General features: G+C 38.3%; 9 protein-coding genes and 1 pseudogene. 6 read left to right on the top strand and 4 right to left on the bottom strand.

From position 1 onward, the window contains the following. Positions 1 to 5: 5 nt before the first annotated feature. On the bottom strand, positions 6 to 698 hold the full coding sequence (locus RBU60_RS01485) for a zinc metallopeptidase (protein ID WP_308862845.1): 693 nt from the start codon (positions 696 to 698) through the stop codon (positions 6 to 8). Between the two features lie 148 nt (positions 699 to 846). Here RBU60_RS01485 and lysM point away from each other — a divergent pair, with 148 nt between their 5' ends. Beyond that, positions 847 to 1338, top strand: coding sequence for a peptidoglycan-binding protein LysM (gene lysM, locus RBU60_RS01480; RefSeq protein WP_308862844.1), 492 nt, complete (start codon positions 847 to 849; stop codon positions 1336 to 1338). Positions 1339 to 1407: 69 nt separating this feature from the next. Here the strand turns inward: lysM and leuS are convergent, their stop codons facing one another. After that, positions 1408 to 4815 carry a leucine--tRNA ligase gene (leuS, locus tag RBU60_RS01475; protein WP_308862843.1) on the bottom strand — a complete coding sequence of 1136 codons (3408 nt, stop codon included), beginning with the start codon at positions 4813 to 4815 and terminating at the stop codon, positions 1408 to 1410. Positions 4816 to 4957: 142 nt separating this feature from the next. On the opposite strand from leuS, the gene RBU60_RS01470 reads away from it, so the two are divergent. The 4 genes from RBU60_RS01470 to truB are packed head-to-tail and all read left to right on the top strand — an operon-like array spanning position 4958 to position 7642. Further along, positions 4958 to 5836, top strand: coding sequence for a cell division protein FtsX (locus RBU60_RS01470; RefSeq protein ID WP_308862842.1), 879 nt, complete (start codon positions 4958 to 4960; stop codon positions 5834 to 5836). Between the two features lie 54 nt (positions 5837 to 5890). Further along, on the top strand, positions 5891 to 6160 hold the full coding sequence (locus RBU60_RS01465; RefSeq protein WP_308862841.1) for a DUF3098 domain-containing protein: 270 nt from the start codon (positions 5891 to 5893) through the stop codon (positions 6158 to 6160). Next, complete coding sequence (locus RBU60_RS01460; RefSeq protein WP_308862840.1) at positions 6160 to 6942, top strand: undecaprenyl-diphosphate phosphatase; 783 nt, start codon at positions 6160 to 6162, stop codon at positions 6940 to 6942. The genes RBU60_RS01465 and RBU60_RS01460 overlap by 1 nt, the downstream gene beginning before the upstream one ends. A gap of 1 nt (position 6943) precedes the next feature. Then, complete coding sequence (gene truB / locus RBU60_RS01455) at positions 6944 to 7642, top strand: tRNA pseudouridine(55) synthase TruB (RefSeq protein ID WP_308862839.1); 699 nt, start codon at positions 6944 to 6946, stop codon at positions 7640 to 7642. Positions 7643 to 7670: 28 nt separating this feature from the next. Here the strand turns inward: truB and cphA are convergent. Beyond that, positions 7671 to 10226, bottom strand: a pseudogene (gene cphA / locus RBU60_RS01450) (cyanophycin synthetase). Positions 10227 to 10393: 167 nt separating this feature from the next. Here cphA and RBU60_RS01445 point away from each other — a divergent pair. Next, entirely contained in the window at positions 10394 to 11260 is an 867-nt protein-coding gene (locus RBU60_RS01445) for a cyanophycinase (protein ID WP_308862838.1), read from the top strand. Here RBU60_RS01445 and RBU60_RS01440 read toward each other — a convergent pair. Beyond that, positions 11257 to 12189 (bottom strand): isoaspartyl peptidase/L-asparaginase family protein, encoded by a 933-nt coding sequence (locus RBU60_RS01440; RefSeq protein WP_308862837.1) that lies wholly within the window; start codon positions 12187 to 12189, stop codon positions 11257 to 11259. The two genes, RBU60_RS01445 and RBU60_RS01440, sit on opposite strands and share 4 nt — an antisense overlap. Positions 12190 to 12215: the final 26 nt, after the last annotated feature.

Genomic DNA, 12215 nt, shown 5'->3' with positions numbered 1-12215 from the left:
AATTTTTAATCTCTCCCTAAAAATATCCCTACAAAATAAAGCAAAGTTGCCAGAGATCCAACTGCAGCTACTACGTACGTTCTCGCGGCCCATTTGAGCGAATCCTTAGAACCTTCGTATTCTTGAGGCGTTACAATGTTTTCGGTTTTTAACCAAGCTAAAGCTCGGTTACTCGCATCATATTCCACAGGAAGGGTAATAAAACTAAACAAGGTCCCCAATCCAAACATCACAATTCCTACCAATAAAACCGTTTGTCCTACGCCAGCTAAATTCATCACCATTAAGATGATACCTCCCATAATTACAAATTGACTGTATTTTGAAGCGATGCTCACCATAGGCACCAAATTACTTCTCATTTTTAACCAGCTATAGGCTTTTGCGTGCTGCACGGCGTGACCACATTCGTGAGCCGCTACCGCCGCAGCTGCTGCATTGCGTTGCGCGTAAACCGATTCACTTAAATTAACGGTCTTCTTTTGCGGATCGTAATGATCTGTCAGCTGACCCGGAGTAGAAATCACTTTTACGTCATAAATTCCATTATCCTCTAACATTTTACGAGCGATCTCGGCACCACTCATTCCGTTTTCTAAATGTACTTTCGAGTATTTTTTAAACTTAGTTTTTAATTTATGTCCCACGTACCAACTTACCAGCATAATTGCACCAATAAGTATATAATATCCCATCATAGCTTTTGTTTTAAGAGTTGATAACAAAAATAGCACCAAATCATTTAGCTTACCTTAAAAAGCAAACTTTAACAAGTTTTTAAATTTCAAAATTTCTTAGACATCTTCTTTAGTATTATCTTGACAAGAACTTAAAATTTAAAAAACTATGGGATTATTTTCATTTATTAAAGATGCCGGAGCTAAAATATTTGGCGGAAAAACAACCGCCGAAAAGAAAGACGACGCCATTGGAAAACTAAAGAGAACCGTTAATAGCTTAGACTTAAAAGTGAACGACTTAAAAATCGAATTAGACGATGACAAAGCCATGGTTTGGGGAGAAGCAGCAGACCAAGCGACCAAAGAAAAAGTGGTCTTAGTGATAGGAAACTCTGAAGGAATTGCCAAAGTAGACGACAAAATGACTGTGGCGCCAATGCCAGAAGAAGAAGATTGCGAACCGGTAAGAGAATCTAGATTTCACACCGTAAAAAGCGGAGACACTTTAAGTAAGGTGGCTAAAGAAGTATATGGAGATGCGATGAAGTATCCTGTTATTTTTGAAGCCAACAAGCCTATGCTTACAGATCCAGATAAAATATATCCAGGACAAGTACTAAGAGTTCCTTACTTGGATGAAGTTGAAAAAGTAAAATAAATAGCTAAAAAAAGCGGTCCAACATTCTTAGACCGCTTTTTTTATATCTTACCATTTATATATAAATCCCTACCCCACAATATTTACAATCTTACCAGGAACAATAATCACCTTCTTAGGCGTTCTACCCTCCAATTGTTTTTGAGTTCTTTCATCTGCCATTACCGCTTTTTCAATTTCCTCTTTAGACAAGTCCAACGATAAATCTAAGGTAAAACGCATTTTACCATTAAAAGAAACGGGGTATGTTTTGTTGCTTTCTACCAAGAACTTCTCTTCCAACTGAGGATAAGCTGCCGTAGCAATACTTTCTTGATGCCCCATAAAACTCCAAAGCTCTTCGGCGATATGTGGCGCATAAGGAGAAACTAAAATCGCAAGTGGTTCTAACACCTCTCTGCTGCTACACTTTTGAGCCGCCAGCTCATTTACGCAAATCATAAACGTAGATACTGATGTATTAAAACTAAAATCTTCAATATCTTCGGTTACTTTTTTGATGGTTTTATGTAGGATTTTTAAGCTCTCCGGACTTGCTTTTTCATCGCTAACCAAAAACTCTTCTCCGCTATGGTATAATTTCCATAGCTTCTTTAAGAAATTGTGTACTCCCGTGATTCCTGCCGTATTCCAAGGTTTGGCTTGCTCTAACGGACCTAAAAACATCTCGTACATCCGTAAAGTATCTGCCCCATATTCATCACAAATATCATCTGGATTTACCACGTTGTACTTAGATTTCGACATTTTTTCAACTTCACGACCTACGATGTATTTTCCGTTTTCTTCGGTAATAAACTCGGCATCCTTAAACTCTTCTCGCCAATTTTTAAAAGCTTCGATATTTAATTCATTAGAAGTGTTGACCAAAGAAACATCTGCGTGAATAGCTTGTGTCTCATATTGATCTTTCAAATCTTTAGACACAAACGTACTTTTTCCTTCAACTCTATACACAAGCGCACTCTCTCCCAAAATCATTCCTTGGTTGATGAGCTTTTTAAAAGGCTCTTCTACGGGTACAAGTCCGCGGTCTTTTAAAAATTTGGTCCAAAAACGAGCGTACAATAAATGCCCGGTTCCGTGTTCGCTTCCTCCAATATACAAATCTACATTCTGCCAATACTGCATCGCTTCCGCGGAAGCGAAAACCTCATCTAGCTTCTTATCCTCCATATACCTGAAGAAATACCACGAGCTTCCTGCCCATCCTGGCATCGTATTCAATTCTAATTTAAACACCGTGGCATCATCAATCAATTCGTTGCTTACCACTTCATTTTTTTGCGTATCCCAAGCCCAATTCTCGGCGCGACCTAAAGGCGGCTCGCCTTCTTTGGTAGGTAGGTATTTTTCTATTTCGGGTAAACGAATAGGCAAATGCTCGGCGTCTATCATTTGTGGCATTCCGTTTACATAATATACGGGAAAGGGTTCTCCCCAATAACGCTGGCGGCTAAATACAGCATCGCGCAAGCGGTAATTGGTTTTTCCTTCCCCTTGTCCTATTTTTTCTAATTCATAAATCGCTGTCTTAAGGGCTTTTTTATAAGGAAGATCATTTAAAAAATCTGAGTTATTAATCAGCGTTCCCTCTTTGCCAGCGTGTGCTGCTTCAGAAATATCGACATCTTTAAAAATATTTTTAATGGGGATATTAAAGTGTTTTGCAAAATCATAATCCCGCTGATCTCCGCAAGGTACCGCCATCACCGCTCCGGTTCCATAACCTGCCAAAACATAATCTCCAATCCAAATGGGCACCGCTTCTTTCGTAAACGGATGCTCGGCATAAGCGCCAGTAAATACACCCGAGATGGTTTTCACATCGGCCATACGTTCACGTTCGCTGCGTTTTGCTGTCGCTTTCACATAACTTTCTACAGCTTCTTTTTGCGCGGAGGTGGTGATTTTTGAAACCAATTCATGCTCTGGCGCCAAGGTCATAAAAGTCACGCCAAAAATGGTGTCAGGACGGGTAGTGAAGACAGAAATCCCCCTAGCCCCCGAAGGGGGAACATCCCCATCTATCCCGAAGCGTCGGGACTCCCCCAAGGGGAAGACTTGACTTTCCAACTCTTTACTTATTTTATCTAAAACTGCTTCTGTATTACCTAGAACTTCTTCATTTTTAAAACGAATTACGTCGAAGCCTTTTTCATTTAAGATTTTGGTTCTCTCCTGGTCATATTCTTTGGTGGTATCGTGAATTCCTCCATCAACTTCGATAACCAATTTTCTACGCAAACAAACAAAATCAACTATAAAGTCTCCAATAAGGTGCTGTTGCCTAAATTTATAACCAATATTTTTATTCCTTAACTGTGACCAAAGAGCCGCTTCAGCTTCTGTAGGCTTATCTCTATTTTCCTGAGCTTTTTTAATAAGCAACTGTGAATTATTCCCGCCAGTCATATATTTTGGGCGTGCTTTCTCTTCCCCTTCGGGGAAGGTTAGGATGGGGAATTCAACTATTGCCCCCACCGATTTTCCAATCCAGTTGCGTTGGGTTTCTTTAAGACTTTCGGTCCAATCTAAACTTTCTAAACCTTGCAGCAAGCGTTCCGCGTAAGCAGAAATACGCATGCTCCATTGTTTCATTTTCTTTCTCACTACGGGATAACCACCACGCTCAGACACGCCGTTTACAATCTCGTCATTCGCCAATACAGTTCCTAATTCTGGACACCAGTTGACTTCGGTTTCGGCTAAATAAGTCAGTCTGTATTGTAATAAAATTTCCTGCTGTTCTTTGTCGCTCAGGTTTTGCCACGCTTCCGCGGAAAAATTTGCAACTCCTTCATCACAAACCGCGTTTACTTTCGTATTCCCGTCTTGATTAAAAAGCTCGATTAAATCAGAAATAGGTCGGGCTTTATCACTTTCTTTATCATACCAACTTTCAAAAAGCTGAATAAAAATCCACTGCGTCCATTTATAGTAATTAGGATCACTGGTTCTCACTTCCCGACTCCAATCAAAAGAAAAACCAATTTTATCTAATTGATTGCGGTAGCCTTTTATTACATAATCTCTATAATCATCATCAAAAGAATAAGGAGGGAAACCTTTATTATTCTTAGATAATACTACTTCATTTTTTATACTACCATCATCATTAACATATTCTGCTAAAATATTACCTTGCTTATCTAAACAACCTTCGATGTTTACTTTGGTAGTATTTGCAGGATGCTGACCGGTTTGTATCGCATACTGCTCTGCCGGTAAACCAAAAGAATCATAGCCTTGCGGATGCAATACATTAAAGCCTTGATGCCGCTTAAATCTCGCCACAATATCACTTGCAATATAGCCTAAGGGATGCCCCACGTGCAAACCAGCTCCCGAAGGATAAGGAAACATATCTAAACCATAAAACTTAGGTTTTTCACTGTCGTTAGCGGCTTTAAAAGTTTGGTTTTTTTCCCAATATTTTTGCCATTTGGCTTCGATCTCGTTAAAATTGTAGCTCATCTTTTATATTTATCGTCGTTGCGATTACTCAAATTGAAGTCGCAAAAGTACCATTAATGTACGAAAGTGAAAAGTTTGAACGTTTTAAAGAAAGGAGTTTCAATTACTTTCTTATTTTTACACAAAAACAACCAGTTAATTTATGAGTTCTTCTTTTGAAAGATATCAAAAAAGACGCTTGATTTCGTCTTATTTTTCTGTTGTCATTAGCATCTCGCTAGTCCTATTTCTATTGGGTTTATTAGGCTTATTGGTCTTGAATACCAAAAAAGTAGCAGATCATTTTAAGGAACAAATCGCTTTAACGGTCTACCTTAAAGATACCGCCAAAGAAGTAGAAATCAATCAGCTTGAAAAAAGTTTGGCTTTAGCCGAATATACCAAATCTACCAATTTTGTCTCTAAAGAAGATGCTGCCAAAGCGCATAGTGAAGAGATTGGAGAGAATTTTATGGACTTTCTAGGTTACAATCCGTTACAAAACTCGATTGATGTTTACTTTAACGCCGATTATGTTTCAGAAACTCAAATTGCCGAAATTTCTCGTGACCTCAACGAGAAAGATTTTGTTGATGAAGTCGTTTATGACAAGCCACTTATCGCCTTATTAAACGATAATGTAAAGCGAATTAGTTTTTGGATTTTAGTGATTAGTGGTTTATTTACGTTTATAGCTGTCTTATTAATTAATAGCTCCATTCGTCTCTCGGTATATTCTAAACGGTTTACCATTAAAACCATGCAAATGGTTGGTGCTACCAAAGGATTTATACGCCGCCCTTTTATTTGGAAAAGTGTAAAGTTAGGAATTGTAGGTGCTGTTGTGGCTCTTTTAGGAATGGCTGCGGTTTTATATTATATCGATAAAACTTTCCCAGAACTGGAATTACTTAAAGATGAACTGATTTTAGGAGCTCTTTTTATAGGTGTTTTACTGTTGGGAATCATCATTTCTTGGTTGAGTACATTCTTTGCTACCCAGCGCTTCTTAAACCTGAAAACAGACGAACTCTATTATTAAATCTAGAAAGAGAAGGTTTTTTTCCTACTTTTGCAAACTTAATTACGATTGAATATGGGCGAGAAAAAAAGACGTGAGGTTACGAAAGAGGTGAAAAACCAACCTTACTTTATTTTTGAAAAAAAGAATTTTGTGATGATGGCCATCGGATTGGGGGTCATCGCTTTAGGTTTTCTTTTAATGACGGGCGGAGGCAGCGATGATCCCGAAGTTTTTAATCCAGAAATTTTTAGCTGGCGCAGAATTCGTCTAGCTCCTATGTTGGTATTACTCGGTTTTGGAATCGAAGTTTATGCCATTCTATTAAACCCGAATAAAAAGTAATGGATTTATTTAATGCTATTGTGTTGGCCATCATCGAAGGTCTAACCGAGTTTCTTCCTGTTTCTTCTACAGGACACATGATTATTGTTTCTTCTTTGTTTGGCATTGCCGGCGACGATTTCACCAAACTTTTTACGATTGTTATACAATTTGGTACCATTCTCTCCGTATTGGTATTATACTGGAAAAGGTTTTTACAAAGTGTCGATTTTTATAAAAAACTATTTGTTGCTTTTCTTCCAGCTGTCTTCCTTGGCTTATTGCTAAATGACTTTATTGATGAGCTTTTAGAGAGTCCCTTAATTGTAGCTATTTCGCTTATTATTGGTGGTTTTATTCTCTTAAAAGTAGACGATTGGTTTAATGGCTCTGAAGACGAAGAAATTTCTTACCTCACGGCTTTAAAAATTGGTTTTTTCCAATGTATCGCTATGATTCCAGGAGTTTCCCGAAGTGGCGCTTCTATTGTGGGAGGAATGAGCCAGAAACTTTCTAGAACCACTGCCGCAGAATTTTCTTTCTTCTTAGCGGTTCCTACCATGTTTGGAGCAACCGTAAAAAAAACATGGGATTATTACCAAGAAGGCTTTGTGCTAAGTGACAACCAAATCAATTTACTCATTCTTGGAAATGTAATAGGCTTTATCGTAGCCATTTTCGCTATAAAATCTTTTATTGGATACCTTACCAAACACGGATTTAAAGTTTTTGGTTATTACCGAATTGCTATTGGAATCGCCATTTTCGTTATTCACTATTTCGTAATGCCTTTAAGTGTTTAGTATGACCGACGAAGATTTTAAAAACGGACAAGTTCTACTTTTCGACAAACCCTTGGAATGGACTTCCTTTCAACTGGTAAATAAAGTGCGATGGCTTATTAGGCAAAATTATGGCATCAAAAAGATAAAAGTAGGTCACGCAGGCACTTTAGATCCGTTGGCGACTGGACTGCTCATTATTTGCACGGGGAAATTTACCAAACGCATTCAAGAATTGCAAGGTTTAGAAAAAGAATATACCGGCACGTTTACCCTTGGTAGCACCACGCCTTCTTACGATCTAGAAACCGAAATTGATGAGACTTTTTCTACCGAGCATCTTTCCGAAGAAATTTTAGAAAACGCCATTCCGCAATTTTTAGGAGAAATAGAACAATACCCTCCCATTTTTTCTGCCTTAAAAAAAGATGGAAAACGCTTGTATGAATATGCTCGTAAAGGAGAAGAGGTAAAAATAGACCCTAGAAAAGTCAGCATATCTTCTTTTTCGCTTACGCGGATAAATGTCCCCGAAGTAGACTTTAAAGTAAGTTGCAGCAAAGGGACTTACATAAGAAGTTTGGCGCATGATTTTGGAAAAGCGGTAGATAGCGGCGCGCATCTTTCTGGACTCCGAAGAACAAAGATTGGAGATTATAATATAGATGATGCCTATACTTTAGAAAGCTTTATCGCCACATTACCAGAAGGTATTTCTTAAAGAGAAAAATACCTCGGCTCTATTCAATTCATTTATCTACGTTATTTTCTTCTTGACTTTTTAGGTCTTTTACGACTTGAGTAGCCGCCAAAACATCGTCACAAAAAAGTACGATTAATGCGTCTTTCTTTGCATTTTTTATTGCTTGCGTTAAAGCTTCCGTTTCAGAAAAAATTACTTCTGGTTTTAATTCCGGTTTAACCGAACTTATTCCCTTCTTAATAATGCTTATGAGTTGATCTTCGGTTTGTCCTCGCAAATCTTTATCAAAACGGATAATTATTTCATCAAACATTTCCGCAGCCAATTTTCCCATTTCTATATTATCTTCATCTCTTCGATCGCCAATAGGAGCTACAATACCCAGTTTGGTAGAGGCATCTATATTATCTGTTAAATTCTTTAAAGCCATCATTCCTGCACGGTTATGAGCATAATCTATGAGAACTTTAAAGTTTTTAAATTGATAAAAATTGAGTCGGCCAGGAGTTTGCAAGGCAGAAGGAACAAAAGTTCCTAAAGCCGCCCTAATATCTTGTATAGAAATATGCTGCACGTGCGCTGCAATCACTGCTGGCAAAATATTCTGAATCATAAAACTAGCTTTTCCGCCAAAAGTTAAAGGAACATTTTCTGCTTTGATGATACGCATTTTTCCACCTCCTTTAAAAAGCGTGATGTATCCGTTTTCATAAACTGCAGTAATTCCACCTTCCGCTTGCAGTTCCAAAATTCTTGGATTGTTTTCTTCCATAGAAAAAAGAGCTACATTCGACGAAAGTCCTTCTCGCATAGCATAAACTAAATCATCATCGGCGTTTAAAATAGCATAACCCTCTGAAGTAACCACCTCTGGAATAACCGCTTTCGCTCGTGCCAACTGTTTGATATTGTGTATTCCTTTTAAGCCAAGGTGATCTTCGCTTACATTAGTCACTATACCCACATCACAGCTAGAAAAAGCTAATCCTGCGCGTAATAAACCGCCACGCGCACATTCTAAAACGGCGAAGTTAACCTCAGGATCTCTTAGTACAAAATTAGCGCTATCTGGTCCCGTACAATCTCCGCCCTGCAACAATTGGTTTTGAATATAAATGCCATCGCTTGTGGTGTAACCCACGCGACAACCGTTCATTTTGGCCATGTGCGCAATTAAGCGCGTAGTGGTTGTTTTACCGTTGGTTCCCGTTACAGCAATGATAGGAATCTTACCTGTATCGGTTTTCTGCGGAAACAATCCATCTACCACTAGGGCAGCAACATTTCTAGCTTTTCCCACGGTGGGAGCTAGATGCATTCTAAAGCCAGGACCAGCATTTACTTCAATTACGCCTCCGTTACTTGTGGAAAGTGGCTTGCTAATATCTTCAATCATTAAATCAATTCCGCAGATGTCTAGATCAATGATTCGAGAAATGCGTTCAGCTAAATTAATATTTTCTGGATGCACCATATCGGTTACATCTTCTGCCGTTCCTCCTGTACTCAAATTTGCCGTATCTTTTAACACCAACAGCTCTCCTTTCTTTAATACAGATTTCAAACTATAACCACTATCGGCGATAATTCTTTTTGTAAGTCGGTTGATGCTTATTAACGTGAGCACATTTTCATGCCCATAACCTCTACGCGGATCTTTATTTTCTTGATCGATTAATTGTTTTACAGTCAATTTCCCATCTCCTACCACGTGCGCCGGAGTTCTTTTAGAAGCCGCTACAAACTGATTGCTAATAGCCAATAAGCGATAATCAAAACCAAAAATTTGTCTCTCAATAATAACCTGATAAGATACTTTTTTGGCTTCTTCAAAAGCCTTTTTTACTTCTGCCAAAGAATTTACACCTATACTTATTCCTCTTCCATGATTTCCATCAATAGGTTTTACTACTACGGGATAACCAAGTTCTTCTCCTATTCTTTCGAGATCTTCTATTTTGGAAACAATTAAACCTTCTGGAACTTTAATACCAGCTTTTTTCAGCATGTATTTCGTCTCCTTCTTGTCTCCCGCTAATTCTACACCTATGCAACTGGTTTCGCTCGTCACGGTAGCCTGTATGCGCTTTTGCTTAGAGCCATAGCCTAATTGACATAGCGAATGTTCATTGAGACGCATCCAAGGAATTCCTCTTTCTTCCGCTTCAAAAATAATAGCGCCCGTACTTGGTCCTAGACGATAATTATCTCTAATTTCTCGCATCTCTTGAATATCTGCCTCCAAATCATACGGTTTATTGGCTATTAAAGCTTCACAAATCGCCACAGCAGATTCTGCCGCAAACTTACCTGCGTTCTCCTCTAGATAAGAAAATACTACTTGATAAACTCCATCTTCTCCATACCCGCGAGTTCTTCCGAAGCCCGTTTCCATTCCTGCCAAAGTTTGAATCTCTAAAGCAATATGCTCAATGATGTGCCCCATTCAAGTTCCATCTTTTACGCGTTCAAAAAAACCTCCTTCATGACCTTCAGAACATCTATGACTGTTAAGGCTTGGAAGTAATTTTTTTAATCGTTCATAAAACCCCTCTATGATATGAGAGGGTCTTTCTTCCATTTCTTCCAAATCCAATACCATGACAATTAACTTATGTCGTCTTATAGACCAATAATTGGGGCCGCGCAGCACATTTATCTCTTTAATTCTCATTATTAAGGGTTTTTACTCTTTATAAGTATTTGTCTTAAAAGTAGTTATTATCCTTAATATTAAACGTAATTTAGTAAACAAATAACATAAAGATCATGAGTGCAAAAGGGATTTTGATTCTTATAGGGGGGAATGAAGACAAAGGAATAGACACGAATGAACGAGATCATTTAGAATTTATAGAGACCAGCGTTTTAGCTAGACTCGTGAAAGAAAGTGGAGGTACTCAAGCTAATATTGTTATTATTCCTACCGCCTCAAGAATACCCCTTGAGGTCGCAGACAATTATATTGACAGTTTTAAAACCTTAAGTTGTGAAAATATTAGTATTGCTGATATCCGAAATCGAGATGATGCTGAAAGTACAGAAAATATTGAATTGGTAGAAGATGCTGATTGTGTTTTATTTTCTGGTGGAAGTCAATCCAAAATAACGCATAAAATTGGCGGAAGTAGTATTCACAAAATTTTAATGAGAAAATATCAAGAGGGCAATTTTGTTATTGCAGGTACCAGCGCCGGAGCCATGTGTATGTCTAAAGAAATGATTACTGGCGGGGGTGGAAAAGAGTTTTTTAATAAGGGAGCCGTTCGTATGGGAGAAGGTTTAGGATTTATGCCAGATCTTATTATTGATTCTCATTTTATACGTCGCGGTAGGTTTGGCCGTTTGGCAGAAGCGACAGCCCGATTTACAGATTTGATTGGCATTGGTTTAGCCGAAGACACTGGATTGATCATTAAAAATTGTAATTCCTTTGAAATTATAGGTTCTGGGATGGTTGTGATTTTTGATGCTAGTGAATTATCCTATAATAATCAAGCTACTACAGAGGTAGGTAACCCTATGACTATCGCACATTTAAAAACTCATGTACTTGCCAATGGCTATCAATTCGATATTGAAAAAAGAAATATTCGAGTTATTCCTATTGATAAAAAGAAAAAGCAACTTAACTAGTCTTTGTATATAGCGATTAATTTCTCTCCCGTAGAGGTTTGATATGCTCTATACATACCTTCTGTATTAAAAGGCAACGTGATATTTCCTTGGGCATCAACTGCTATGAGACCACCATCACCGCCAATTTCTAAAATGCGATGATGAATCACTTCTTCTGCGGCTTCTTTTAAGCGCTTGTTCTTCATTTCCATAAGACAAGCGACATCATAAGCCACTACACCTCTTAAAAAATATTCTCCGCTCCCCGTACAACTCACGGCGCATGTTTTGTTATGTGCATAATTTCCCGCGCCAGGAACTGAACTATCTCCAAGTCTGCCAGATATTTTATTGGTCATTCCTCCAGTAGAAGTAGCCGCCGCAAGATTACCAAAACCATCACAAGCTACTGCGCCTACCGTACCAAATTTTGAGTTCTTAGTTGCACTGTGATCCAATTGAAACTTGCTAGAATCTTTAATCTCTTGCCATTGCTTGTATCTTAACTCATCATAAAAATAATCGGGTTTCTCTAAACCATATCCTAAAGATTGAGCAAAATCTAAAGCGCCTTGGCCTATCATAAAAACATGCGGACTTTTTTCCATCACATCTCTAGCCAAGGCAATGGGGTTTTTAATTCCCGTTAGTAATGCCACCGATCCGGCTTTGCGTTTTTTCCCTTCCATAATTGCAGCTTCCATTTCATGGGTTCCGCTAGCAGAAAAAACACTGCCTTTGCCTGCATTAAATAAGGAGGAATTCTCCATATGCATTACAGCTTCTTGCACCGCATTGATGGCACTTCCCTTCTTCTCTAAAATATCAAATCCTTTTTGCAATGCCCCAGAAAGCGTTTCTTTGTACGCTTTTTCTTGAGATGACGTCATATTTTCCTTTAATAGGGTTCCGGCACCCCCGTGGAGCGCAATTGCAAATTTTTTCATTTTGAATATTTATTAAATTATTATAG

This window comes from Mesonia profundi (genome assembly GCF_031085155.1).
Classification (GTDB): Bacteria; Bacteroidota; Bacteroidia; order Flavobacteriales; family Flavobacteriaceae; genus Mesonia; species Mesonia profundi.
Note: the sequence above shows the minus strand (reverse complement) of the source record. Positions and strands in the feature narration are given on the sequence as shown.